The organism is Oenococcus oeni DSM 20252 = AWRIB129, assembly GCF_000372485.1.
Classification (GTDB): domain Bacteria; phylum Bacillota; class Bacilli; order Lactobacillales; family Lactobacillaceae; genus Oenococcus; species Oenococcus oeni.
On the sequence record NZ_AQVA01000004.1, the window covers coordinates 113,323 to 138,267 of the forward strand.

Annotated in this window: 21 protein-coding genes, 2 tRNA genes and 3 pseudogenes; 21 read left to right on the forward strand and 5 right to left on the reverse strand. The window is 34.8% G+C overall.

The features are described from left to right. The first annotated feature begins 10 nt into the window (after positions 1 to 10). On the forward strand, positions 11 to 373 hold the full coding sequence (locus A3G9_RS0104100) for a hypothetical protein (RefSeq protein ID WP_002817450.1): 363 nt from the start codon (positions 11 to 13) through the stop codon (positions 371 to 373). On the opposite strand, the gene A3G9_RS0104105 is transcribed toward A3G9_RS0104100, so the two are convergent. Beyond that, positions 365 to 1,735 (reverse strand): MFS transporter, encoded by a 1,371-nt coding sequence (locus A3G9_RS0104105; protein WP_002821259.1) that lies wholly within the window; start codon positions 1,733 to 1,735, stop codon positions 365 to 367. The two genes, A3G9_RS0104100 and A3G9_RS0104105, sit on opposite strands and share 9 nt — an antisense overlap. 136 nt (positions 1,736 to 1,871) lie before the next feature. Between A3G9_RS0104105 and A3G9_RS0104110 the strand changes: the two genes are divergently transcribed. The 14 genes from A3G9_RS0104110 to A3G9_RS0104185 all read left to right on the forward strand — a co-directional run bounded on the left by A3G9_RS0104110 (position 1,872) and on the right by A3G9_RS0104185 (position 15,241). Then, positions 1,872 to 1,944: transfer RNA gene (locus A3G9_RS0104110), tRNA-Asn, on the forward strand. Positions 1,945 to 2,010: 66 nt separating this feature from the next. Then, positions 2,011 to 2,083, forward strand: a tRNA-Thr gene (locus A3G9_RS0104115). Positions 2,084 to 2,258: 175 nt separating this feature from the next. Then, positions 2,259 to 3,128, forward strand: coding sequence for an Rgg/GadR/MutR family transcriptional regulator (locus A3G9_RS0104120; RefSeq protein WP_002821260.1), 870 nt, complete (start codon positions 2,259 to 2,261; stop codon positions 3,126 to 3,128). An 814-nt stretch (positions 3,129 to 3,942) separates the two neighbouring features. Next, entirely contained in the window at positions 3,943 to 4,422 is a 480-nt protein-coding gene (locus A3G9_RS0104130; protein WP_002817453.1) for a DUF805 domain-containing protein, read from the forward strand. A 39-nt stretch (positions 4,423 to 4,461) separates the two neighbouring features. Next, the gene (locus tag A3G9_RS0104135; protein WP_002818107.1) at positions 4,462 to 5,292 is read left to right on the forward strand and encodes an efflux RND transporter periplasmic adaptor subunit; all 831 of its coding nucleotides are present in this window, start codon (positions 4,462 to 4,464) and stop codon (positions 5,290 to 5,292) included. Beyond that, positions 5,292 to 6,005 (forward strand): ABC transporter ATP-binding protein, encoded by a 714-nt coding sequence (locus A3G9_RS0104140; protein WP_002818108.1) that lies wholly within the window; start codon positions 5,292 to 5,294, stop codon positions 6,003 to 6,005. The genes A3G9_RS0104135 and A3G9_RS0104140 overlap by 1 nt, the downstream gene beginning before the upstream one ends. 37 nt (positions 6,006 to 6,042) lie before the next feature. Then, entirely contained in the window at positions 6,043 to 7,152 is a 1,110-nt protein-coding gene (locus A3G9_RS0104145) for an ABC transporter permease (protein ID WP_002821266.1), read from the forward strand. A 114-nt stretch (positions 7,153 to 7,266) separates the two neighbouring features. Continuing rightward, the gene (locus A3G9_RS0104150) at positions 7,267 to 7,515 is read left to right on the forward strand and encodes a hypothetical protein (protein ID WP_002817457.1); all 249 of its coding nucleotides are present in this window, start codon (positions 7,267 to 7,269) and stop codon (positions 7,513 to 7,515) included. A 54-nt stretch (positions 7,516 to 7,569) separates the two neighbouring features. Then, complete coding sequence (locus A3G9_RS1000000110680) at positions 7,570 to 9,063, forward strand: hypothetical protein (RefSeq protein ID WP_002818110.1); 1,494 nt, start codon at positions 7,570 to 7,572, stop codon at positions 9,061 to 9,063. Next, positions 9,050 to 9,577 carry a stage II sporulation protein M gene (locus tag A3G9_RS0104160; RefSeq protein WP_002818111.1) on the forward strand — a complete coding sequence of 176 codons (528 nt, stop codon included), beginning with the start codon at positions 9,050 to 9,052 and terminating at the stop codon, positions 9,575 to 9,577. The genes A3G9_RS1000000110680 and A3G9_RS0104160 overlap by 14 nt, the downstream gene beginning before the upstream one ends. A 573-nt stretch (positions 9,578 to 10,150) precedes the next feature. Beyond that, positions 10,151 to 10,858, forward strand: coding sequence for an ATP-binding cassette domain-containing protein (locus A3G9_RS0104170; RefSeq protein WP_002818112.1), 708 nt, complete (start codon positions 10,151 to 10,153; stop codon positions 10,856 to 10,858). A 208-nt stretch (positions 10,859 to 11,066) separates the two neighbouring features. Continuing rightward, on the forward strand, positions 11,067 to 13,169 hold the full coding sequence (locus A3G9_RS0104175) for a GW dipeptide domain-containing protein (protein WP_002821268.1): 2,103 nt from the start codon (positions 11,067 to 11,069) through the stop codon (positions 13,167 to 13,169). A 150-nt stretch (positions 13,170 to 13,319) separates the two neighbouring features. Then, positions 13,320 to 13,883 carry a GNAT family N-acetyltransferase gene (locus A3G9_RS0104180; protein WP_002821269.1) on the forward strand — a complete coding sequence of 188 codons (564 nt, stop codon included), beginning with the start codon at positions 13,320 to 13,322 and terminating at the stop codon, positions 13,881 to 13,883. A 416-nt stretch (positions 13,884 to 14,299) separates the two neighbouring features. Next, positions 14,300 to 15,241 carry an alpha/beta hydrolase gene (locus tag A3G9_RS0104185; RefSeq protein ID WP_002818119.1) on the forward strand — a complete coding sequence of 314 codons (942 nt, stop codon included), beginning with the start codon at positions 14,300 to 14,302 and terminating at the stop codon, positions 15,239 to 15,241. Positions 15,242 to 15,317: 76 nt separating this feature from the next. Here A3G9_RS0104185 and A3G9_RS0104190 read toward each other — a convergent pair whose 3' ends face one another. Further along, entirely contained in the window at positions 15,318 to 16,034 is a 717-nt protein-coding gene (locus tag A3G9_RS0104190; protein ID WP_226489960.1) for a helix-turn-helix domain-containing protein, read from the reverse strand. Continuing rightward, positions 15,974 to 16,357, reverse strand: coding sequence for an AraC family ligand binding domain-containing protein (locus A3G9_RS0104195; protein ID WP_235043717.1), 384 nt, complete (start codon positions 16,355 to 16,357; stop codon positions 15,974 to 15,976). Before A3G9_RS0104195 ends, A3G9_RS0104190 begins: the two co-directional genes overlap by 61 nt. A gap of 288 nt (positions 16,358 to 16,645) precedes the next feature. Here A3G9_RS0104195 and A3G9_RS0104200 point away from each other — a divergent pair. The 3 genes and pseudogenes from A3G9_RS0104200 to A3G9_RS0104210 all read left to right on the forward strand — a co-directional run bounded on the left by A3G9_RS0104200 (position 16,646) and on the right by A3G9_RS0104210 (position 20,250). After that, positions 16,646 to 17,891 (forward strand): annotated as a pseudogene (locus A3G9_RS0104200) (MFS transporter). A 57-nt stretch (positions 17,892 to 17,948) separates the two neighbouring features. Next, positions 17,949 to 19,924, forward strand: a pseudogene (locus A3G9_RS01000000109495) (glycoside hydrolase family 127 protein). Between the two features lie 137 nt (positions 19,925 to 20,061). Continuing rightward, the gene (locus tag A3G9_RS0104210) at positions 20,062 to 20,250 is read left to right on the forward strand and encodes a hypothetical protein (protein ID WP_002821273.1); all 189 of its coding nucleotides are present in this window, start codon (positions 20,062 to 20,064) and stop codon (positions 20,248 to 20,250) included. A 61-nt stretch (positions 20,251 to 20,311) separates the two neighbouring features. On the opposite strand, the gene A3G9_RS0104215 is transcribed toward A3G9_RS0104210, so the two are convergent. Both A3G9_RS0104215 and A3G9_RS0104220 read right to left on the reverse strand, forming a co-directional pair. Then, positions 20,312 to 21,046 carry a M15 family metallopeptidase gene (locus tag A3G9_RS0104215; RefSeq protein ID WP_002818127.1) on the reverse strand — a complete coding sequence of 245 codons (735 nt, stop codon included), beginning with the start codon at positions 21,044 to 21,046 and terminating at the stop codon, positions 20,312 to 20,314. A 174-nt stretch (positions 21,047 to 21,220) separates the two neighbouring features. Then, positions 21,221 to 21,796: a TetR/AcrR family transcriptional regulator gene (locus tag A3G9_RS0104220; protein WP_002817482.1), complete on the reverse strand. Its 576-nt coding sequence runs from the start codon at positions 21,794 to 21,796 to the stop codon at positions 21,221 to 21,223. Between the two features lie 214 nt (positions 21,797 to 22,010). Between A3G9_RS0104220 and A3G9_RS0104230 the strand changes: the two genes are divergently transcribed. The 3 genes and pseudogenes from A3G9_RS0104230 to A3G9_RS0104240 all read left to right on the forward strand — a co-directional run. Then, positions 22,011 to 23,030, forward strand: a complete 1,020-nt coding sequence (locus A3G9_RS0104230) for a zinc-dependent alcohol dehydrogenase (protein ID WP_002818129.1) — start codon at positions 22,011 to 22,013, stop codon at positions 23,028 to 23,030. Positions 23,031 to 23,257: 227 nt separating this feature from the next. Beyond that, positions 23,258 to 24,250 carry a glycosyltransferase family 2 protein gene (locus A3G9_RS0104235; protein ID WP_002818302.1) on the forward strand — a complete coding sequence of 331 codons (993 nt, stop codon included), beginning with the start codon at positions 23,258 to 23,260 and terminating at the stop codon, positions 24,248 to 24,250. Beyond that, positions 24,243 to 24,945: pseudogene (locus A3G9_RS0104240) on the forward strand (hypothetical protein); the annotation flags it as partial. The gene A3G9_RS0104235 and the pseudogene A3G9_RS0104240, both read left to right, overlap by 8 nt.

Genomic DNA, 24,945 nt, shown 5'->3' on the forward strand with positions numbered 1-24,945 from the left:
AATTATCTACATGCAAAATAATGAAAAAAAATCCGAACTGAATATTTTTTTAACCTCGATCCCAAAAGTCCTTTCAAGCAAAACTTCAATTATAATTTTTCTGCTTTTATTCGTTTATTTGGTTGTTTTTGGAATAATCGGCTTACTTCCGGCTTTGAAAGTACTTGAACCTTCTAATACGGCTCAATTAATTCTTGGTAATTACACAAACGTTCTTTCGGCATTAGGCGCTGCTATCGCTGCTGGCGTCGGTACTAGTGTACATAAACATGTTCGTGCTCATCGCCAACAGACAGCAGATTTACAGACAACCGTCGATCGTCTGGAAAAAGAAATTAAACAATTGTCAAAACAAATTGCTGATTCAAAGTAATTTGTTTGCTCGCCTATTCTTTATCCTCAGGACTAGAATTAACAGGATGGCAGCTAAAATTGCGCTGACAGCAAAGCTAGCGAGCATACCTTTCATTGACACCTGAAGTGGTTTTGAGACAAGAGTTAAGACCTGACTAATAATTAGAACGCCAATTACTCCGGCAATTTGGCGAACCATTGTGATTAGGGCCGTCCCATGTGGAATTAAGTCTTTTTCTAAAGCATTATTTGCGTAAGTTACAGCTGGCATCATCATAAAAGCATTACCAGATTCAACAAGAGCGGCAAAAATGATTGCTAAAAGCCATAATTTTATTTGGCACGTGATTAAGAGGCCGAAAAACCCGATTAAAATCATTGCAGAACCAATCAACATTGTTGTTTTCAAACCGAATCGCTTCATTACTTCGACCGAGCGGCGATTCAAAATGCTTAAACTAATAGCAGCCGGGACCATCATTAGGCCTGACCAAAGGGCGTTTACTCCAAGGATTTTTTGGAAGTAAATTGGCATTAGAACCGTTGTTACGATTAGAGCAATATATGACCCAGCCGTTAGAAACATTCCTAAGCGAAAGGCAGCATTTTTTAAAACTCTTAAATCAAGCAGCGGTTCTTTAATTGAAAACTGTCTTTGAACAAAATATCCAAATAAAAGTAAACCAACAAAGAAAATAAAAAGCAATGAAATTGTGATTTTTGTAGTCATTGTTTGTAGGGCATAGAGAAGCATGACGAGTCCCATCAGACTTATTGAAGAAATAACATCGAAATGGTATGGCTCGTGCGGCATAACGTTTTTTATGAATTTTAAGGATAATAAAAATAAAATGATTAAAATAAGCAAAAAGAAACTGAAAACAGCCTGCCAATCAAAGATTTCCAGTATCACACCGGAAACGATTGGGCCGACGGCTAAGGCTGAACCCATTACCAATCCAACCAAACCCATTTGTGTCAAACGTTTTTCTTCCGGGGTAATTGACAGAATGACTGATTGAAAACTTGGAAAAAGCAGGCCGACGGCCGCCCCTTCCAACAGCCGGCCAATTACCAGCAGACTAAAGTTTCCAGCCGTGATTGCAACTAAGGTTCCAAAAAGGAAAATAATTTGCAAGCTCAAAAGAAAAGCCTTAAAAGGAACGTTTTTTAAGAACCAAGGCGATAAAGGCATCATCAAGACCATGACAAGCATGAAGCCGGTTGTCAGCCATTGGACGCTAGAAACGGCTACAGAAAAATGTTTCATTAGTGTCGGATAAATTGTTGTCATTGCAGATTGGCTAATTGAAAAGGTAAAACTGGTCGCCAGTAAAACGTTTATAAAAAATTTTTTTTGAATATCAGATAAATTGGACATACTCTCTCTCGTTTTCCCTGCTCAAAGCAGATAGATAACTAATTCGATTATATGACTTAGATTAAAGACTGTCTCTATCTGCTTGACCTTCATATGAAGATGTCATAAACTTAAATAGTTGTTTATTTCATACTATTCCGACTTAGCTCAGTTGGTAGAGCGCCTGACTGTTAATCAGGTTGTCGTCGGTTCGAGCCCGACAGTCGGAGTTTGCGGTCGGTCGATTTACGTCGGCTAACCGTTTTTTATTGAAAGATATAAAGTTATTTCAATTAGCCGACTTAGCTCAGTTGGTAGAGCATCGGTATCGTAAACCGGGGGTCGACGGTTCGAACCCGTCAGTCGGCAAAATCTTCGTGAAACAGCGTGATATTAAGCGAAACAAAGCTTGATATGACGCTGTTTTTATATACTTTTTGATTTGGTTTCGAAGAATATCTATAAAATTGTCTTCAATAGCATGTCTAAAGAATATAATTGTCGTTATTTTCCTTTTGTATAATAATATGTAATAATTTTAACAATGCAAAAGGCAGAAACTTTTAAAAAAGCCGGCCTGGTTTTCAAAAAGATTAGGAAGCAACGCAAGATATCGATCTCTTCTTTGTCTGAAGGAATAATTTCTCCTTCTTCGATTAGCAAATTTGAAGAAGGAAGAACGCAACTTAGTTTCATCAATTTGTCTCAATTGCTTATGCGAATGCATGTGAACTTGGATGAATTTTATTGCAAAGTTTATGCTGGACAAGTTGATGGTTATACCAGTTTTCTCAATCAAATTAATTATATTTATCAAAACAACGATCTTCCTGCCTTGAAAAAGATAGCAAATGAAAAAATCTCTCATTTTAAAGTCGATAGCAATTTTGATAATCTGATAGAATCATCTTCCGTTTGTGCCTTGATAAGAAGAGCTGATCCGAGTTTTCATGTTGATAGCGAGATAAAAAAGAGCTTATTCGATTATCTAGATAAAGTCGAACACTGGGATTTCATTGAATTTTCTGTTTTTAATAACTGCATGCTTATTTTCGATAATGAGATGATTGAGTCCGCCCTAAAAGAAATGCTTTATTTGAATTTGGATAATAATCCTAAAAATATTAGTAGAATAGTATCTGCCTTTTCCAACGCAATTGACATTTTTTATAGAAGGAAAGATTATCAAAAAGCTAAATTGTTGCTTGGACAAATTGAAAAAATTGTGGATGATCAATCCGATTTAATCAATAGATTCAAGCAGAAATTTTTTGATAATTTATTATCTTTGAATGAGAAACAGGCAGAGGAGGACAATTGTTTTTTGATTGAATTTCTTAGGCTTGTAGGATCCAATAGCTTGGCCACTTCATACGAAAAATACATTGAAAAGTATTCTTTTCGACAAAATTAGCATATGGGAAATATTAATCGCTTACATTTATAAAAAGTGGCTAATTTAGCGTTTTTTTATTTTTGCTCTAATTATCTATTAGACTTTAGTTACTAATTTGGAAGAAAGAATTGCTGCATAAAATTCTTTGATAATTAGTAAGAATTAAAAAAATTAGGAAATAAAATCAGCTTTGGAAAAAAACATTCCAGTTGGAAAATATTTTATTCCTAATAATTCTTTAAGCTTCTCACTGATTTTTTTGGATTATTATACTTGGGTTATTTGATTCGCCTATGATCATCCAATCATCGTAAAAACGTGCATATCGTATAGGATGAATTAAATGCATTTTGTTGCTTATGCTATGGTTAGTTCTCTTAAATATAATAAAAGCTGTTTAAATTGGCAATGTCTTAATTTGTTTAAAAAAAGTTATCTTTATTTACATTACCAATTCAATAGAATTGTGTCTTTCAAGCAAATAAATACTAAAAAGAGAAAAGTAATTTTATACTCTTTCGATCGTGATTTTTTGAACTCAATAAAATTGTATAAGTTGACAGTAATGTGTATTTGATAGGTTTAAATGCTTTTCTATAGTCCGTTTTGTGTTAACTGATAAATTAATAGATATTTATTAATTTATTGCTTTCTAAGTTAGCCATGCGCTTTTGGCTTTTTTTGCTTTTTCATTAGCTAAAAATTCAAATAAAACTGTAGAACTTTTACGGCTGTCTCTTTTACTCTAATGGTCACCTATGATTGCATACCCCCTAAAATCAAGCAAAGAAAAATAAATTAATTAAGGAAATATTCATTAAGGACAAATTTTATGTTAAACGCTTATAAAAAATACTGGAAGAATTATTTTAACTTTAAAGATAGTAGCAGCCGTTCCGATTACTGGTGGCTGATCTTGGCTAACGTGATCATTTTCACAATTTTACTTATTTTTTCAATCATAGCTATTATTGCTGTTTTTCCAAGTTTCTTGGAAGCGATTAGCGGAAGCAGCATTGCCAGCAAGAGTTCTTCTAATTCTTCTTCCGTTTGGATTTTTGGATCTTTATTAATTGCCGTTATTTTATTTGTTTTTGCCAATATCATTCCTGCGATTTCGCTCGGAGTTCGTCGGGTTCGGGATACCGGTCTTAGCCCTTGGTGGTATTTGATTAGTGTCTTAGCAACAATTCTTTATTATCTTGAACAGAGTACAAAACAAAGCTGGCTCTCTGGACTGTCGATTATTCTGCAAATTATTATGTTGGTTATTTTTCTGTTTCCTACTAAATATTTTCATAAGAACAAGTAGAAATCTTTTATTACGCTCAAATTTTCAGAAAGGGCCTCCATGTCAACGAAGCAAAATAAGTTTAAAAAAACGCATATCCTTGTAGCTGCTGTCCTATTATTAGCAGTTTTGATCTCTTTGATTGGGGGAGCTTTTATTAGTGGGGCTTTTAAAGTAAAGACCACTGAAACTAAAGATAGTAATCATAATTATCGGTTTTTGACTTTGTCTAATGATTCTTTATCATTAACCGGCAAAATCGTTGCAAGCCAATCGCAAACACTTGATCGACCGAATGGACGTTTAATTGCCTTAAAGATCAAAACTGGTGATACCGTCACTAAAAATCAGCTTTTAATGACAACTTACGATGGTAGCTATCATAATGTCTATGCGCCTTATAACGGTAGTGTCGTTGTAAAAGACAGTGAAGGTAACGCTAATATCGAAATTTATTCTGATCAATTGTTGTTATCGGCAAGTGTCTCTGAATATGACTATAGCAAGGTTCAAGTGGGGCAAAGCGTTCAAGTTGCTTCCATTGCAAATGGCTATGAACAGACGACGCAAATTTCCAGTTTGGCAAAAGACTCTCAGGTTTCTTCTCTTTCAACGACTGCTAAATATGCTTTATCGGCTAATTTGGATCGGGGATTTATTGATGGCCAATCAGTTAAAATCACTGTTTTAAGTAGTCAGTTTAAAATACCTACCGGAAGCGTTAAGAAGAATACTGTCTACTTGCTTAAAAATGGCAGAGCAATTAAACGAAGGATTAAAGCCGATAAGGAAAGCAGTTATTATTTGGTGACCAGCGGTCTTAAGACTGGTGACCGATTAATCCTTAATCCTGATAAGCGATTAAAAAATGGTTGCAAGGTGAATGAATAGTGATTTGCCTGTCGAATATTAACAAATATTATCATCAAGGGAAGAACGCTTATCACGTTTTAAAGAATATTGATCTAGTAGTTCGTGCAGGTGAATTTGTCGCTATTATGGGTCAATCGGGTTCCGGTAAATCAACTTTGATTAACATTATCGGTTTTTTGGATGACCATTTCGATGGTGACTATACTTTTGAAAAGAAAAATATCGCTCAAATGTCCCGCCAAGATTGTGCCCACTATCGCAATAGAAATGTTGGTTTTGTTTTTCAAAATTTTAAATTAATTAATAATTTAACAGTTAAAGAAAATATTGCCATTCCTTTGCTTTATGCAGGTCAAAGCTTTAGTCAAACTGAAGTCAAAATTGAACAGGCTTTGAATCAAGTTGGTTTGCACGGCTATCAAAATCAGTATCCCTTAAACCTTTCTGGTGGCCAGCAGCAAAGGGTTTCGATCGCCCGCGCTTTGATCAATAAACCAAAATTTTTAATTGCCGATGAACCTACCGGTGCTTTGGACAGCCAAACTTCAAAAGAGATTATTAGCTTGTTTACTCAACTGAATTTAAAAAGCAGTATGACAATTATTATGGTTACTCATGATTTAGCAGTAGCCCAAAAAAGTCAACGAATTATTCGCATTATGGATGGCACGATTGCCTCCGATCAGGAGACTGGTTATGAGAGTCGGTTAATTAATACGAACGGCACTTAAATCGCTGTTGACAAATAGAAAACGCAGTTTGTTAACTATGTTGGGTATTATCATTGGTATCACTTCCGTGATCACGATTATTTCTTTGGGAAACGGTGTTAAAAAGGCTACTTTAAAAAATCTTCAAGCCACAAAGACAGGCAAACAAACTGTAACAATCGATTACTATGTAAATGATAGCAATGATTATCAGGCTGGTTTTGACCAAGCAGACCATACTTTGTTAAAAAGCAAAAACGATTTAGGCGTGAGCAATGTAAAAATTCAAAGAGTAACCAAAGAATTCCAGATCACGGCCGTTATTTTTGATACGAACAAAAATTTAACTGCGACAGCTGTCAAAGATCGGCCAGGTGTCAGGCTGATTGCCGGCAAAAATATTAGTAGCTATGATAATAGTGTTCAAAATCAACGATTGTTGATTTCTAAGCAAACCGCTCTGAAAAACTTTAAAAGTATAAAAGGCACTCTGGGCGCTTCAATTCTAATTAACGGTCTTTCCTATACGGTTGTCGGTATTTATGCAAATAATAACGAGTCGCCTTATGACACTAATTTGATTCTGCCACAGGAAACCTATTTTCAAGGACAGGTCAACGATCAGGGCAACAGTGTTCAGATCACTTTTTCTAAGGGCAGCAAAATTTCCAAGAATACGGAGCACTTAGTTACACTCCTAAAAAAGAAAGGCAGCCATCGAAATAAAGGGGAGTATTCTTTTACCGACATGGGCGAACTCTTAAGCGGAATCGGCAAAGTTATTTCCGCTTTGACCTATTTTGTTAGTGCGATCGCCGGGATTTCCTTATTTATTGCCGGTATCGGTGTTATGAACATGATGTATATCTCGGTTTCTGAAAGAACCCAGGAAATTGGTATTCGGCTAGCAGTGGGCGCCAGTCCAAGAGATATTATGAATCAATTTTTACTGGAAGCCGTGCTCCTGACAACGTTTGGTGACCTAATCGGCTTTGGGTTAGGTGTTGGGAGTGCCTGGCTGTTCTCACTGCTCTTGCCTTTTAAGGCTGTCACAACTTTTGGATCTTTCATTTTGGCTTTTAGCGTTTCCACGATTGTTGGTATAATCTTTGGTATTTTGCCAGCCAAACAAGCTGCTAATAAAAATTTGATTGATATTTTGAAATAAAGTTTTTTCAAAAAATTAATATTTTTCTCTCAATTTCCGTCTAATTACTATGAGTCGATCTTTATAATCTTTTTAAAAACGGTCGTCTCACAAATAAAACGAATAGAGGTTTTTATGTATAAATTGTCAATCGGAATTTTTGCTTTGACTGGAACTTTTGGAATATCTGCACAAGCCGCGAAAATGATTTATCCAGTTATTTATGCAGCTTTCGCAAGGGGATCACTCAGTATTGGACGATCAATTGCTTTGATTGCTGCAACTGGGGCCGGTTGCTTAATTGCAGCAGCAGTTATTGGAGCAGGTGGAATATTTATCAGTCGAAAATTGAAAGCGGGCAGAGGGGCAACTTTGGCTTGGTAAATAAAAAAATGTCACGTGGCCAAATTGATTTTGTGAATGCCTTTGAGGAAAAAAATGTTTAAAATTATTTATTTGGAATTGAAGGCCTATTGGCGAGAAACTTCATTTGATAAACTCTCTTTGCGATTAATTTTTCTTGTTTCTTTGACTTCTTTTTTTATTGTTTACGGAGCAGGTATTTTCTTTCAAAGTTATATTGCTTCGCATTGGATTTTTCTTTGCAATTGTTTATTATTTTCGACTGCTATTGGATGGAATGGCGGATTTGATCTTTTTAAATATTTTATTTTTTCTAAAAATAATAAATATATAGAACTTTGGCCGAGAAAAAAATATAACCTATTGATTTTAAAGTCTTTTAAATATGAAATTTTAGGCAATTCGGCTTACTTTGTTTTTCTACTAATTCTGTCGACCCCGTTATTCCATAATTTTCGTCCCTACCTACTTTGGACTATTTGCTTATCTTTGATCATTTATAATAGCGTTCGGAAATTCAGTCAGATTATTAATTTATGTTCGAAAAGTAAAGTGACTATCGTTTTTTGTTTCTCTGGAATCGTATATTTAGTCGAACTGCTAATGCTGAAGGATACTTTTTCGAATAATTCTGCTTTTGAAATTAATAATATTTTGAATGTAATTATCTCAATCGTTGAAAGAACGAGAAATCATTTTGACAAATATATTGACTATTCTTTTCTTTTTCCAATTGTGATGATCCTTCTTTCAATTTTAATATTTTTTTATTATGCCTTTGCTTCTAAAACAATAAATATTTTTAAGGTCAAGGAATTGTCAAAGCCTTCAGTTTTTTATAAAATTTTACTTTATAGTCAATTGACTAAAACTCCGCTTCATAGGAGAACGATTGAAAAAATAGAAACATCGGGTTATTGGAAAGAGATCCAGCAAGATTCACTTATGATTTTTCTAGTTGTCTTTTTTTCCTATTTGATTTCTTTTTTGCTTGGAGATTCTTTAGCGTATTCAGAGTTTGCAGTTATTTTTTTTACTGGAGTTTTTTTAATTAAAAGAATCATTTCTTTTCGAACGAATTTAAAAGGTGACTTATCCAATGAGATAATTGCACATGTTTTATCGCCTGGTTTTTTAAAAATATTAATAAAAAAATATGATTTTATAGTTTCTGTTACCGGAATCGCTGAAATTTTTGTGCTGATACTGGGAATGAATTTATTCAATTTTTCATTTACTATCTTTTTAAGAGAATTCTTTTTGCTGTCATTCCTTTTATTGGCCAATGTAAAAATTACTGGTTTATTTTCCGGACTTTTTTCAAGTTATAAAAATGAAGATTCTCTTTTGCCAATAATTGGTCTATTAATTTGTGGGGGATTTGTATCATTAATTACTGAATTTTTGGTAATGACTATATATTTTGTTCAAATAATAGATGCTAGCAATAATTGGATATTTTTCGCTCAAATGGTTTTTCTTTCTTTTATTTATTTAATTTCAGTTTTTTTGATCAACAGATACCAACGGTTTTTCTATGGAGAATACAAAAAATATGTTGCAAAATAAAATATTCATTAGACCGGATCGGGTGTTCAACATTTCAATGATTATCAGCTTATTTGTAGCGATTTTCTCTTTTATCATTGGAACTCAAATGACCGGTTTATTTCAACCGGATTTGTCTAGTGCCCAACTTACGATTTTTGAGGTATTCATTCATAATACGACGATATCCTTACTACTGCTTGTAGGAGTTTTTAGTTATGGATTTATCTCTTTTATTTTGATAATTTCAAATTTTGCTATTTTTGGCATGCAAATTAATACGATGATATCGCGCGTTGGTTTCCTTTTGATGGCTAACAAAATTATCTGGCATATTTTCTTGGAACTGCCGGCAATTATTTTGGCAGCGACTTTTGGTTTTTATTTATTTGTGTCGCAAATTATCCTGGAGAAAGATTTTAATTGGAAAAATCTCGGCCAGCAATTAAGAACGGTAATAATTTTAGTAATGCCTTTAAATTTTCTGGCAGCAGTGATCGAAACATTAGTCAGTAATCGGATTGGTGATTTATGAAAATTGATTGGCAAAAACACAAGATAAATATTTTTATTTTTGCTGTTGCTGCAATTTTTCTGCACTCAATAATTTTTGTTAGCTACGGCAACATTGGGAATACTTTTCTAGAGAATGCAATTTCGGTATCTAAGAATAGCGACTCTTCTTTGACTCAATTCTTCATAAATATTCACCGTGTTTACAATAATTTTTTAATTCAAGCTATTTTTCGTTCATTTTTATTTTTTATAAATTTCTTTTTAACTGGTCTATTTTTGAGATTGTCTTTTATATTTGAAAATAAACTAAGAAAATCTCTGCTTAAAAAAATAGTAGCCTAGAAAAAGATCTATTATTAAAGCTTGTTTTAATCAACGCTTTTGGTGAGTTATTTTTAACGTTAATAACGTTTTTATTCAAAAATCAATTAATTAATTTTTCCATTTTTGGTTACGATATATATTTACTCTTATTATTGCTAGTCAAATTAATTTACGGATTTATTCCTTATGCAAAAGAATCGAGAGTTTGTTCTTCTTTTGTTTTATACACTATTTTTAAAACAACTATTCTAATAGGGGCAATTGTTTAATGGCTTATTTATCTTTAAAAGAAATCAATAAAAGCTACGGCAGTAAAGTTGCGTTTCATCACCAGGATTTTTCATTCAGTAAAAACGAAATTGTTTTCTTTGTTGGAAAAAACGGTGTTGGGAAGACTACTTTAATGGAAATCATTGTTGGTTTGAATCAGATTGATGAAGGAGAAATCATTTTGGACAAGCGAGAGCTAAAAGTTCCATATGATTTATCGTCACGAGAAAAATTCTCTTTTCTACCTACGGAGGATCAACTAATTGATTTTTTGACTGCTAGGGAGAATCTTTCTTACTTTGCTGAGATATATCGGATAAAAAAATATCAAGATAAAATTGGTGATCTGATCAAGGACTATCAATTTTCTGATCAAGAGGGAAAACTGATCAAGGGTTATTCCAAGGGAATGAAACGCCGACTCAGTCTTGCCCTGATTGATTTGATTAATTCTCCAATCATTGTCTTGGACGAGCCTAGTCTTGGATTAGATATTTATAATGTTAATTTTTTGCGGAAGAAGTTGCCTGAATATAGAAGTGAAGGAAAGTTGGTAATTGTTACTAGCCATGATTTGCTCCTATGCCAACGCTTGGCAGATCGAGTCTATTTGTTTTCCGATAACAAAATAATTGAGTACCAAACTGGTGAGATCGACAAAATTGAACGGGGGATTTTGGATAGTTATGAAACAAACTCTTACTAGACTCTATTTCAGTGCATAAAGATAATTTTGATGAATTAAATATTACTCAATTTGAATTGGTTTTTATATCTAATAATTATTATTTTTATTAAGGCAATCTTTACATAAATAATACAAAGCCTTTCTTATTTCCTAAATCACGGTATGAAGCAACTATAATTAACCTAAAAACGTGATCGTGGCTTTTTGGGTGGGACAATAATTCTTTATGACAAGTAAATTCGATGTTTTTAAAAAAATAGCCTTGGTTTTATTCCTAAATTTTTTAACATTCTTTGTAGTTATCCAATTGCAGGGTAACTTGGATCAGGCAAATGCAGCAACAACTACAAACTCAACAGACTATGCTTCGATAGTTTCGAAAACATCTATCAATAAAACAGCAACTATTCTTGATTCAAAAAGAAATGATGGCGTTTATTTTAGTGGCCCGGCTTTGACCTCTGCATCGACGATGACAGCTAACGCTTCCGGCAATAGTTATAACGGCGATACTATTACGGTCGAGGAAATTAATCTCACCAAGAGAAGTAATGGCATTGAATACACCTATGCAGAAGTTTATGACTCAACCGCCAAAAAAACTTATTGGATTGACCAGAGAGCTATTTTGGCTTCAATTTCTTCGCAAACAACGGTCAATTATCAAGCGACAATTAATGATTCGGCAAGAAGTGATAAAACTTATTCTGCTCCAGCATTATCCTCATGGTCTTCTTTGACCGGCAGCACAAATAGTTATGATGGCGACAAAGTAACTGTTATTGCCTCTGCTGTCACTACAAGAGGAAACGGTACAAGCTATACATATTTAGAAGTTAAGTATGGTAGTTTAACATTTTGGATCGATAGTCGAGCAGTTTTGGCACAAATAACTTCGTCAATAATCGAAAATTATTCGGCAGTGATCGAAGAAGGAAATAGAACTGATGGGATTTATACCAATGGTCCAGCCTTGACCTCTGCATCAACGATGACGGCTAATGCCAGTGCGCCAAAATACGAAGGTGATCGGGTAACGGTGATTAAAAAAGATACAACCACTCGCGGGGATGGGCTTTCTTATATTTATTTAGAAGTTCAGTATGGCAGTTCAACATTTTGGATTGACTCGCGTGCTGTTTCAACGACTACTTATGATACGATCACAGCGACAAATACAACGCCTAATGAGTATGCGACGGTTATCTCCGGCAGAGCTGATGGGATTTATACCAACGGTCCCGCTCTAACCTCTGCGTCGACTTTGACTGCTAATGGTTCAATTACAGCTTATGTTGGAAACATAGTCGCGGTAACGCAAATCGATACAACCAAACGAACTTCCGGGGGCAGTTATCAATATGCGAGAGTAACTGACGTGACTGCCGGGAAAACTTATTGGGTTGATGTGAGATCATTGAGTATGTCTAAATATGCCACGATCATTTCCAATTCAACGATGAATTCAACCTACAAAATTGCCGATTATGCGCGGAATGATGGTACCTACAGCAGCCCTGCTTTAACGTCTTCAAGCGCTTTGGTATCGACAGTCGGTGGAAGAGTTTACGATGGAGATACGGTCACTGTTACAAAAGAGGATGTCACTAAACGGTCCAATGGAACAACCTATACTTATGCTTATGTAACCGACCCGAAGGCCGGAAAATCTTATTGGATTGATTTTCGAGCATTGGCAGCGACAACTATGAATGGTTATGATGAGTCCTCTTATCAATCAGGCATTTCTAATGGAAGCATTTCCGGAAGCTTTGTAATTGTCAAGGCGACCCAGGGAACTGATTATGTTAATCCGGCTGAGGCTAGTGAAGTTGCATCAACCGTAGCCGCAGGCAAAAAATTGGGATTATATTCCTATGCGGAGACAGGCAATGCAATTAGCGAAGCGGAATATTTCGTTAGCAACATTAAATCTTATTTAAAAGATAATCCGATTCTAATACTTGATTGGGAGGGAAGTGCCTTAACTCAAGGCCCGACTTGGGCAAAGCAATGGTTGGACGAGGTTCATAATTTAACGGGTATCCGACCTTTGATTTATATGTCTAAATCTGTGACTAGCGAATACAATTGGAGCTCTGTTGCACCCAACTATGGCCTTTGGGTTGCTGAATATGCCACGACGGCATCAACTGGTTATCAAAGCAATCCCTGGACTAATAATGATGATTATGGAGCTTGGAGTACACCGACAATTTTCCAATATACGGATAATGGTAGTTTGAGTGGTTACGGCGGGGCTTTGGATTTGGATCTCTTTTATGGAGATTTCGAGGATTGGGATCGGTTAGCCGGTTTAGCTTATTAAATTGATAAAAACCTGCCGTGTATCAGTGTTTATATTCGTTTTTACTAGATTGCCATAGCCCTTTAACATTTGTTTAGAAATGTTAAAGGTATTATTTGAGTATTCTTGTATTATTGTGGTCTTATCGGAATAAAGGAGTTATTTTTATACATGTTTGTTTTAAGTAGTTTTCAAATTGGTCAGCAAATGATTAAACTGGTTTTTCCTGAAGAAAAACAAGCTGAAGAATTGTTTGAAATTATCGAAACTGATCGAAAAGCTCTATCTGAGTGGATGCCTTGGACTAAAAATGTCAAAAGCAAAAAAGATGAAATTGAATTCATCAATTATGCCAGAGAAAAAAATGCTAAATATCAGCTGTTGGAATTAGCAATTATTGCTGGGAACCAACCAATTGGAATGATTGATTTACATAGTATTGATAGAGATGATCGCCGAGCAGAGGTTGGATATTGGATGTTTAGCAAGTATCAGGGAAAAGGTATTATGACTGAATCTTTAAAACATTTATTGAGTATCGCTTTTAATGAGTTAGATTTAAACAAGATAATCGTAATGGCCGATTCTAAAAATGAAAAAAGTAGAGCAATTCCTCAACGACTAGGTTTTAGACAAGAAGGTACTCTTAAAGAAGAAATTTTTATGAATAAACAATTCAGGGATCTTGATGTCTTTGCCATCACCACTAGCGAATATAAAATTAAAAATAGTTAGTTGAATAAATAGCAATATGTCAAATGGAGCTGAATATTTTGGAAGCGGGTCCGATTACTTGTTTTGCTTAAGAATTTTAAAAACTTATCTATTTGTATGGACTGTCTTCACTCATAAATAAAAACGGAACCGCATTGTATTCAGTAATAATTCCAGTGATCCATATCAACTAGCTGATATTTCTCATCAAAGGATGTGATCTTATTAGTTTCAAGGCGAGATATTTAATAGTATCAAATCCTTTGATTCGACAATTTTAGATAGAAATATAAATAATATATTTTTAATTTAACATAGAAGCTCTAGAATTGGATTAACAAAAGATTCGATTTATTTTAATTGTTTTTGAGCGAAAATAAGCCAAGTTTTATTGCATCAAATATGATTAAGGTATCTTCATGTAGGAGCGTTCAATCATGAAAAATAAAGGTTTGTTATTAAAAGTTTCAACCGGTCTGGCAGCTGTTTCTTTTTTATTCAGTGAATATTTATTCAAAATTTCATTTAAAAGAGTTGATCATGTGCCGGAAACATCACAAGAGAAACAAAAATATGCGGCAAGTTATTGGGAATACGTTGACTGGTTCAGAAGAATAAATAAAGAGCATTGGACTTTCCAAACAAAAAATGAAACGGAGCGAATGTCGGCTTATTTCATTCCTTCAAAAGAGGAAAACTCAAAAAAAGTTGTGATTATCGCTCACGGCTACAAAGGCAACGGAGAAACTATGTCTAGTTATGCCAAGATGTTTTATGAGATGGGGTTCAATGTGCTTCTGCCTGACGATCGTGGTCACGGACAAAGTATGGGTGAATATATAAGTTTTGGCTGGCTTGATCGTCTCGACTATTTGCAATGGTTGAAAAAAATAATTAAACGAGTCGGTCCAAAAAGCGAAATTCTTTTGTTCGGTGTCAGTATGGGCGCTTCAACAGTTGAAATGTTGAGCGGCGAAGATTTGCCATCACAGGTTAAATGCGTTATTGCAGATTGTGGTTATTCCAGTATTGATGAAGAAATGACTTTTTTGTTGAAACATCATTATCATCTTCCCAAGTACCCTTTTTATCCGCTGGTGAGCACGATCAATCGTTATCGTTTGGGATATTATCTCGGAGATGTTTCTTCGGTTGAACAATTAAAGAAAAACAAATTACCTATATTTTTTATCCATGGTGAAAATGATGATTACGTACCAAGCTATATGTCATTGGAAAACTACGAAGCAACAACGGCAGCCAAAGAATTGTGGATTGTTAATAATGCAACTCATGCCGAAAGTTATTGGCTCGATCCTTTAGAGTATAAAAAACGTATTAAAGATTTTTTGAATAAATATTTTAATGATAAAAATTAAAGAGTAATAAATTAATTAATATTTAATTTTTGCTTATCAATCTATAAACGTTTTATTTTTTATGTAATATCTATTATTATTTTTTCACCAAGAAGTCATTTTCTTTAATATTTCCATTCTCTGGAATGAAGTCAATTGAATCAGCAATATCCTTAGGTATTGGTATTTGAGGATCTATGTGTGGATTATTTAAGTGAATCAGATGATATGATTTACGATATTCAGTTGGAGAAAGGCCAAGTTCCTGATGGAACTTTCGAATGAATACTTTTGAGTCGTTAAAGTAAGCTCGACTAGAAATTTGTTTTACTGACATTTCGGTTCTAACCAGTAATGTCGTTGCTACTTCGATTTTAAGATGATTTAGATACTGTAACATCGTCATACCGGTACATTTTTTGAATATTCTTGTTAAATAATCAGGATTCAATTCGAGCTGTTTAGCAATTCCTGGGACAGTTAATGTTGATGATATATGCGCTCTTATCCACTCTTTAATAAAACTGGCCCGGCTGTCCTCTTCATTTATATAGCTATTGGAAATATACGAATTAAATAATTGAATTAACAACGCCGAAGTTAGATAATCTCTCATTTGCAAATATGAAGACTCGCTTCGAGAAGACAAAATTTGATGTATTAAGATTACTGACTGCTCATAATCTGCCAAGGTGAATTTATTGGGAAGAAGAATTTTTCGATCTTTGGAAGGATTATTTTTTACACTGTCAATCAAATCACTTTCTTTGAGATTAATTTTTGATTCTTTGAATCTTGAAAAAAATGTAACCAATAGAAGTCAACACCTTGAGTTGAGTTTTTGTATCCAAAAAAATTTATAAAAGGTGGGATTAATAAAACTTCTCCGGCATTTATAACATATTGCTCTTGGTCTAATTGAATATAAATTGGTCCTTTGACACATAGAATGATTTCATAATCTCCCTTATGAAACATTCTTTTGTGTTTCCAATTTTCATGAGCTGTAAATTCCCCTCCTTTATAAAATAGAACCGTTTTTTCAAGTGTTACTGAATAGAAATTCATCTTTTCCTCCTCTTTTCGGTCTATATATTTAAGTAGGAAATGGTCACCATTTATACATAAAAATGCCATCTTAGCCAATAAAATAATTTTATATTAGTCGGAAATAGCAACCATATTATCAATTATAGGACTTTAATCATTTTTAGAAAGCGCTTACTATTAAATTGTTTGAAAAAGAACAAATTTAAATTATGAATCAAACCTGGAGGTTTTTAAAAGATGGACACTGTTTCAGATCAAAAAGGGAGCGCCACCAAAGTACAAAAACTTGATGAACGGCTTCCTTTTCATAGAAAGTTGACTTATGGCTTTACTGACATGTCGGGTAATCTTCTTTATTGTATTATCAGCGGATACATGCTTTATTTTTTTACAAACGTTTTTGGTATGAGCATTGGAACTGCTGGTGTTTTACTTTTGATTGGTAGAATTTTTGATGCTGTCGGAGCCCCTGTAATGGGAATACTGGTTGATCATACGCATAGTAAATATGGTAAAAGTCGCCCTTGGTTTTTATGGATGTCATTACCCTTTGCAATCTTTGTTTGGTTGCTGTTTACTACACCAAGTTTGACCGGCACAGCAAAAATTATGTATGGAGCGATTATATATATTGGCAGATTTATCTTATACTGCTGTTTCTACTCCAATCACTTCTGTGCTTCCAAACTTAACTTTAAATTCTGATGATCGTCAAGTTGCTAATTCTATTCGTCTAGTTTTAGGGAATGTTGGCAATTTCTTTGCAGTTACATTTATTTTGCCCTTTGCTAATTTCCTTGGTGGCTCTAATCACCAAAAAGGCTGGTCTCTTGCTGTTGGAGTTTATGCGATTGTCGCTTTCGTATTCTTGATCATTGCCTTTTTTGACATGCGAGAGAAGAATATTGAAAATGACAAAATTATCACGATTAAAGAAAGTTTCAGGGCTGCTAGAGGGAATTGGCCATGGATTTTGATTGTTTTGGCAAATTTAATTTATTGGACTGCTTATATGACGAGAAGTTCCACTTTAGCTTATTATTTTCAGTACAATATGCACAACGAAAATTATATTTCGCTTTTTAATGGTTTTTCAATTATTCAGGTTCTTGGAATGGCTTCCGTTCCATTGTTCGTTAAGTTTTTAAGAAAGTGGGGGACAACAGTTTTTATGCTTGTACTCACATGTTTAGGACAAGCTATTATGGGATTTTCCGGTAATAATCTTACTGGTTTGTTGATCGGCTGGTGCATTGCATGTATCGGGTCCGGAAGCGCCTGCACGATGTTCTTTGCAATGGTTGGAGACACAGTTGATTTTGGAGAATGGAAGAATGGAATTCGGGCAAATGGTTTCTTAACGGCAATTGGAGCATCGTTTTGTATTCAGGTTGGCTCTGGATTCGGCTCATTTATTCCGGCTGAGGTTCTCAAGGCTTTTGGCTTTCAATCCGGTGCTACTTCTCAATCGACGAATGCTATGAATGGAATTTCTTTTAGCTTCTTATGGTTACCAATTATTATTTATATTTTTAGTGTTCTTCTTATGATCGTTTATCGTAAGTGGGAGATGCATGAACCTGTCGTTATTGCTGATCTTGAAAAAAGGCATACTGTTTAATGTTTTTAAAAACTCAGTCTGTATCTTTTAAGACTAGATTTAAAAGGAGAATTAAGAATGCAAACAAAAGTTTCTGAAATTACAGTGAATAATATAGATATTACATCCGACTTTTGGAATCGTTATCGTAAGTTGGTTGTTAAAGAGGTCCTTCCTTACCAATGGCAGGTTATGAATGATCAAGCCGATATCGATATTTCTGATGACCCGCAAGGCAATGGATCAACGAAAAATAGTCATGCCATTGCTAATCTGAAAATCGCTGCTGGATTGATGAAAGGACACCATTATGGATTTCCTTTTCAAGATACTGACGTTTATAAATGGTTGGAGGCAGCTGCTTATTCACTCAAATATAATCCGGATGAAGATTTTAAAAAAATAACAGATGGATTAATTGATTTGATTTCCGAAGCGCAAGAAGATGATGGATATTTATCGACTGAATTTCAAATTGATTATCCAGATCGAAAGTTTAAGCGTTTGAAACAGTCTCATGAGTTGTACACGATGGGACATTATATAGAAGCTGGAGTCGTTTATTATCAGATAACTGGTAATGAAAAAGCATTAAATATTGCAAAAAAAATGGCTAATTGCATTGATAGCAATTTTGGTTTGGAAAATGGAAAAATTCCTGGATATGATGGGCATCCGGAGATCGAGCTCGCTTTGTCTAGACTATACGAAACAACTAGAGAAGAAAAATATCTAAAACTTGCTTATTATTTTCTTAATCAACGTGGTAAAGATAAGAACTTCTTTGATAATCAGATTAAAGAAGACGGCGCATCATCTGATCGGGATCTGATTGATGGAATGCGTGATTTTCCTTTAAGCTATTATCAGGCGAGCAAACCGATCGAAGATCAAAAGACTGCCGATGGTCATGCTGTTCGTGTGGTATATCTTTGCACAGGTATGGCGTATGTGGCTCGTTTGACTGGAGATCAGCAATTATTGGAAGCCTGCCACCGTTTTTGGAAAGGCATTGTTCATCGCAGAATGTATATAACGGGTAATATCGGTTCAACGACTACTGGTGAAGCTTTCACTTACGACTATGATTTGCCTAATGACACGATGTATGGAGAAACCTGTGCATCTGTTGGGCTTTCTTTCTTTGCTGGGCAAATGTTAGCAATTGAGGCCAAAGGAGAATATGGCGATATATTAGAGAAGGAACTTTTTAACGGAGCTTTAGCTGGGATGGCGTTAGATGGAAAACATTTTTTTATGTCAATCCATTAGAGTCTGATCCAATTGCTTCTAAATATAATCCAGGAAAAAAACATGTTTTAACAAAAAGAGCTGATTGGTTTGGCTGTGCTTGCTGCCCAAGCAACGTGGCTCGTTTAGTTGCCTCTGTTGACAAATATATCTATACAGTTAATGGCGATACTATACTATCTCATCAATTTATTTCTAATAATGCTCAATTTGGAAATGGAATAGAGGTTTCACAAGATAATCATTTTCCATGGAGTGGCGAAATACATTATGAAATTAATAATCCTAACCAGCTTGCATTCAAACTAGGAATACGAATTCCTAGTTGGTCGCGAAATAAATTTGGTTTGAAGATTAATGGCAAAAAAATAGACTTAGCTAGTGAAGATGGTTTTATTTATATTAACGTTAATGACGAGTCGTTAACCGTTGATTTGTCCTTGGACATGAATACTAAATTTATGCGTTCTAGCAATAAAGTTAGTTCCAATTATGGAAAAATTGCAGTTCAACGTGGACCGATTGTTTATGCAGCGGAAGAAACGGACAATAAAGCACCTCTCTGGAACTATAAAGTGGAAACTGATAAAGAACCGAAGTACCATTACAACAAAGATTTGTTGGAAGGGGTCGGTACTATTACGGTCAAATCAATTGCCGAAGAAATTAGTCCTGAAGATGGTCCTTTATATTCAACCATTGATGAGGCTACAGCGAATTATGAAACAGATTTAAAATTAATCCCCTATTATGCTTGGGCTAACCGCGAGGAAGGCCAAATGCAAGTGTGGTTAAATAAATAAATTTTTAATAGACAAAGGTGAAATACCTTGTCGTACATAGCTACATTATGGATCTCAATATGGATCAGATCTATAAAAAATAGTTGATGGGAATATCTTTAAGTTATTGACTTTAAAAGATAAGGTGGAGAAAAATTATGAACCTTCTAAAAAAACAATTTGCTGGTCAACCGATTATAGCTTGGATTTTCCAAATATTATTAATGATACTGGCTTTGCTTATTATGAACCATTTTATTGTAGATAATATAATTGTAATTGTGGCAGCGGGTATTTTAGTTATTCTGACATTTGTTTCTTTGGCATTAAATAATCACGATAGATAAAAAATATTGGATCATTTTTTCTTTTATAAATAATAATTAATTCAAATTCCGGTTATTAGACTTACACCCATGGAAAAAGGGGCTTTGTTGCACCAAAAATTGCATGTTCGGTTCCTTTGTTATAGGCCCAATTTTGGTTGCCATAATCAAAATGCCACCATTCTTCTATATAATTGGTAAAACCAACTTGGGTCATTACGTTATATAAAAATCGCCGATTTTCTTGGACGTGAACTGCTTCTTTTATATTCACTTTACTTTCATTTTCATAAAAAGCGGTTTTAGCTGTCTCTTTAATATCGTCAAATGGGCCTCCCATATCCAACAAACGGCCAGAATTATCTGCGATACTCAAATCAATCGAACCGCCGGTATTGTGGGGCGATGGTTTTTCTATATCTGTTGATGGCAGAGCAACAAGTCTCAACGTAGCAGTCAAAGTTTCTTCTTCGGTAAAATTTGGGTGATCTCTTTTCACAAAATCTTTCATTTTGTAAAATAACGCTTTTTGTGTTTCAATACTTCTCCAACCATCAAAGATCACAAACTTATATCCATTTGGCAGAAGCTTTGCTGCTTCAATAAGTTTGTGCTGCACTTGGTTTCGAATGTATAGATCCGGAAGAGCGCCAGGTATATTTTGTATAAAATATTGGGGACTAACAATTAACTTTTCCGGTATATAACTGACTGAAACTAAGGGATCATTTGATTCTTGAATAGAAACTTTACCGATTTTATTCCATTCCCAAACAGAAGGTGTGGTTTTTATGGAATTTTTTTTAAAATCTTTCATGGCTATTACCTCTAAAATCCAATCACCGCTAAAAGTTTTCAGATTTCTTAAAATAAATTATTAGTCAGAAGATTACCATTATAAAAAATGCTTATGTTTTTCCTTACTATTAATTATATTATTTACTTCGAGTCGTTGAGTAAATTGCTAATTATCTTAATTTGTAATTTATCTTTACTTATTCTTTAAAATCAAAGGCATGGAATTTATTAATATCGCTGCAATTTCTTTTTCTTTTTCTTGGTAATCATTATCCGACCATCTCTTTAAAATAAAAGTGAAGCTTGATTGGAAGGCAATAAAATAATAAGCAAGTTCATTGTCTGTTAATTCTGGTCTTTTCTTTTTTAAGGGATTGATCAGTACTTTATATAATTCTTCAAATCCTTCAGTGATAGGGAAGTCTTGTCTGCTTTTTAAAACGATTGAATATATCCAACCGTTTTCTTTTATAAAAGTTAGGAATTGTGTTAACGATTGAAGGTCGTAAAAGTTGAATTTATCTCGTGGATTCGATTGTTTGATAAAACTTTCGAATAATTCTTTTCTTTTATTTAGTTGAGTAACGTCGAATAATTCATAGATATCTTCAAAATGATCATAAAAAGTCGATCGATTGATATTCGCTTTTTTGCAAACCTGACTAACGCTGATTTCTTTTATTGGGTGCTCTTTGAGCAAATGAAAAACGATTTCTTGAATTTTTCTATGAGTGATTTGCCATTTTTTGTTATGTGTTTCTTCATTCATCTTAATTTTCCAATATTTATCCGGAACACTTTTAATTTACTTTATTTATAAAGCAGTTATTGGTATTTGTATAAACTTTTCTATTTTTTTAAAATTTTGGATAGCTGTAAATCAAAAAATAAAGGCTGTTTCATAAATCCAACACTTGTCTGTAAATTGATGGCTGACATTAACCGACTCTCTTTATAGAATTTAAAGTATAGGAGGCATTTAAATGAAAGCAGCAGTTTATGAAGGAAAAAAAGCAATTAAAATGACTGAGTTGCCAACTCCGAAAGCCGGGCCCAACGATGTTGTGATTCAAAATATTTATGCAGGAATTTGTGGTTCTGATGTCGCTGTCTATAATCACGGATCAGGAACCGGCCACAAAATCGAGACCGACCATGAGTTTGGTCATGAAGCTGTCAGTAAGGTTGTTGAGGTTGGCGACGATGTTCATGATTTTAAAATTGGGGATCGCGTATATCCTTATCCTCTACTTGCTCGTGGAGATCCCAGCCGGGCAGGAAGTATGGGTGGCTTTTCGGAATATATTTTAATTCCTAACGCTAAGTTAAATAGGCAACTTTATCTTGTTCCTAAAGAGATTGATAATCATGTTGCTGCGATGATTGAACCCTTTACCGTTGGTACACGGGCTGCAAAACAGACCAGGCCGGATAAAAATGATAATGCGATTGTCTATGGCACAGGGACGATTGGAATGGCTGCGGCAGTCGCTTTGAAGCATCTTGGGGTCAAACAAGTCATGTTGGTCGATCTTTCAGACTATAGATTGAACGTTGCAAAAGAACTCGGTTTCTTGACTGTTAATTCATCAAGAGATGATGTCAGGAGTCAGGCAATTGAAGCTTTCGGGAAAGCAGAATATTCTTTGCACGGAGAGGCACCAGATACACAGATTTTTCTTGATGCTGCAGGACATAATAGTATTCTTGAGGATTTTCTTCAGTTTGGGCCGGTTGGTAGCCGTTTTGTCACCGTTGGAGTCAATAATAGCAAACCGCAAATTGATTTTCTTGAATTAATTTTTGGCAGCAAATCAGTTGGGGGTTCTGGTGGATATCGTCCTGAAGATGTTCAAACCGTTTTTGAAATCATGAAAGAGCGTCAATCCGATCTGCGTAAGATGGTTAGTCAAGAATTTGATTGGCAGGATCTTGAGAAAGGGATCCAGACTGCTACTGACACAACAATCTCAGAGAAGGTCTTGATCAATTACCATCTATAAAAAGTCAAAACTCTATTCGAATTAATTTTTTGAAAAAAAATAAAAAACAGTTCACTAGCTATCTGTGAGCTGTTTTTTATTTATTTTGTTCAAATGGCAAATATAAAGATATACGAAAAATAAAAATAATCGTCATTTGATATCTAGTAATTTATTTAAAATAAAAGACTTTTCATGCTAATCTTTTAAATTAATTTTAATATTCATTACTCTATAATGAAAAAGCAATGGATAAACTTGTTATCGTCATTCCGGCGTATTTCGAAGAAGAGGTTTTGGATTCTACAATTTCAACGCTCACTCAGATTCTTGAACAATTATCTGAAGAAAAGAAGATTAGCGGCGGATCGACATTATTAGTAGTTAACGATGGTTCAACCGATCAGACCTGGTCGATTATCGAAAACTATCATAAGAGCAATCACTTTGTCAGTGGAATCAACCTGAGCCGTAATTATGGCCACCAGAATGCTTTGTGGGCTGGAATGACGGCGGCCAGTGTCGATGCCGATCTGCTTATTACAATCGATGCCGATTTACAGGATGATCCAAAATCGATTATCGAGATGGTTGATAAGTATCATGCCGGTTACGATGTTGTCTATGGCGTAAGGAACAATCGTGAAAGCGATACATTCTTTAAACGGGCCAGTGCCAATTTATTTTACAAATTGATGAATAAACTGGGGGTTAATATAATTCCCAATCACGCGGATTTTCGTTTAATCGACCGGCGTGTCTTAAAGCAGCTTCTGCAGTTCCCGGAAAGAAATCTTTTTTTACGCGGCATGCTTCCGCTGGTTGGCTTTTCGAGTACGAAGGTCTTCTATAAGCGTCGAGCCCGCCAGGCCGGAAAATCGAAATATCCTTTGCATAAAATGCTTTTGCTTGCTTGGGATGGAATCACTTCTTTTAGCGAAGTTCCGATTCGATCGATTATTGTTTTTGGTTTTTTGTTGGTCTTTTTGTCGGCCTTTTACGTCTTGTACGGTCTGATCCGCTGGGCAACCGGTCATACCGAAACCGGCTGGACCTCTTTGATGGTTTCAATCTGGCTGCTTGGCGGGATTCAATTAATCGTCATTGGAATCGTTGGCGAATATATCGGCAAGATTTTTAAAGAGGTCAAACGTCGGCCGCGTTTTATTATCCAAGATGATCTTTATACAAAACCAAAGCCTCCAAGAATGAAGAATTCAGATAGTTCGTCAAATGTTTAAAAGATTAAAAGTTATTTTCGCTTTCAAACAATTACTAATCGTTTTATTGTCAATTGCGATGTTGATCGGGGTTGCTTGTAATCTGGTCTATCCCTTTGAAAATACTAGTTCGCTGATCCTTTTGCCAATTGTTTTTATCGGTCCGCTGTTGGTCTTTTTTCTTTATCGCTATTTAAAAAAACTACCGCCGTTCTTGTTAAAAAGAATTATCCTGATCGCTTTTTTAATCATGGTGCTAGTTCAGATTTACGTTTTTTCGGCAATGCCGGCGACGATTTATCATGACCCCTTTCGGGTTATTCAGGAGGCCGAACAGGTCAGTACCGGAGATATCGACTGGACCAGTGATTATTTTTGGCGTTATCCGAATAACGTTCCGCTAACGGCCCTGGTTGGTTTCTGGTTTAAGTTAACCAACCTTCTGGGCTTGACGCCTAATCTGGCCATTCACATCCTGAGCCTGTTGTTTCTCGATTCAATGATAATCATTTTATTGATGACGGCGAAGAAAATTACTGGTAATTTGGCTTTGCCGTTTATCGGTCAACTTTTTTTCTTATTGAGCCCCTATGCCTATACCTATAATCTTCAGGTCTTTTATTCCGATTTGCCAATTTATTTTTCGATCTCGGCGTTGTTGTTAATTGTCTTAAAGTGGCAAAAAGCGGATTTTAAATCAAAGAAATGGCGTTTTT

What these genes read in the sequence shown, in the direction of transcription:
- A3G9_RS0104100 (WP_002817450.1), top strand. Translation starts at nt 11, where the DNA reads ATGCAAAATAATGAAAAAAAATCCGAACTGAATATTTTTTTAACCTCG.
- A3G9_RS0104105 (WP_002821259.1), bottom strand. Translation starts at nt 1,735, where the DNA reads ATGTCCAATTTATCTGATATTCAAAAAAAATTTTTTATAAACGTTTTA.
- A3G9_RS0104120 (WP_002821260.1), top strand. Translation starts at nt 2,259, where the DNA reads ATGCAAAAGGCAGAAACTTTTAAAAAAGCCGGCCTGGTTTTCAAAAAG.
- A3G9_RS0104130 (WP_002817453.1), top strand. Translation starts at nt 3,943, where the DNA reads ATGTTAAACGCTTATAAAAAATACTGGAAGAATTATTTTAACTTTAAA.
- A3G9_RS0104135 (WP_002818107.1), top strand. Translation starts at nt 4,462, where the DNA reads ATGTCAACGAAGCAAAATAAGTTTAAAAAAACGCATATCCTTGTAGCT.
- A3G9_RS0104145 (WP_002821266.1), top strand. Translation starts at nt 6,043, where the DNA reads ATGTTGGGTATTATCATTGGTATCACTTCCGTGATCACGATTATTTCT.
- A3G9_RS0104150 (WP_002817457.1), top strand. Translation starts at nt 7,267, where the DNA reads ATGTATAAATTGTCAATCGGAATTTTTGCTTTGACTGGAACTTTTGGA.
- A3G9_RS1000000110680 (WP_002818110.1), top strand. Translation starts at nt 7,570, where the DNA reads ATGTTTAAAATTATTTATTTGGAATTGAAGGCCTATTGGCGAGAAACT.
- A3G9_RS0104160 (WP_002818111.1), top strand. Translation starts at nt 9,050, where the DNA reads ATGTTGCAAAATAAAATATTCATTAGACCGGATCGGGTGTTCAACATT.
- A3G9_RS0104170 (WP_002818112.1), top strand. Translation starts at nt 10,151, where the DNA reads ATGGCTTATTTATCTTTAAAAGAAATCAATAAAAGCTACGGCAGTAAA.
- A3G9_RS0104175 (WP_002821268.1), top strand. Translation starts at nt 11,067, where the DNA reads ATGACAAGTAAATTCGATGTTTTTAAAAAAATAGCCTTGGTTTTATTC.
- A3G9_RS0104180 (WP_002821269.1), top strand. Translation starts at nt 13,320, where the DNA reads ATGTTTGTTTTAAGTAGTTTTCAAATTGGTCAGCAAATGATTAAACTG.
- A3G9_RS0104185 (WP_002818119.1), top strand. Translation starts at nt 14,300, where the DNA reads ATGAAAAATAAAGGTTTGTTATTAAAAGTTTCAACCGGTCTGGCAGCT.
- A3G9_RS0104195 (WP_235043717.1), bottom strand. Translation starts at nt 16,357, where the DNA reads ATGGCATTTTTATGTATAAATGGTGACCATTTCCTACTTAAATATATA.
- A3G9_RS0104210 (WP_002821273.1), top strand. Translation starts at nt 20,062, where the DNA reads ATGAACCTTCTAAAAAAACAATTTGCTGGTCAACCGATTATAGCTTGG.
- A3G9_RS0104215 (WP_002818127.1), bottom strand. Translation starts at nt 21,046, where the DNA reads ATGAAAGATTTTAAAAAAAATTCCATAAAAACCACACCTTCTGTTTGG.
- A3G9_RS0104220 (WP_002817482.1), bottom strand. Translation starts at nt 21,796, where the DNA reads ATGAATGAAGAAACACATAACAAAAAATGGCAAATCACTCATAGAAAA.
- A3G9_RS0104230 (WP_002818129.1), top strand. Translation starts at nt 22,011, where the DNA reads ATGAAAGCAGCAGTTTATGAAGGAAAAAAAGCAATTAAAATGACTGAG.
- A3G9_RS0104235 (WP_002818302.1), top strand. Translation starts at nt 23,258, where the DNA reads ATGGATAAACTTGTTATCGTCATTCCGGCGTATTTCGAAGAAGAGGTT.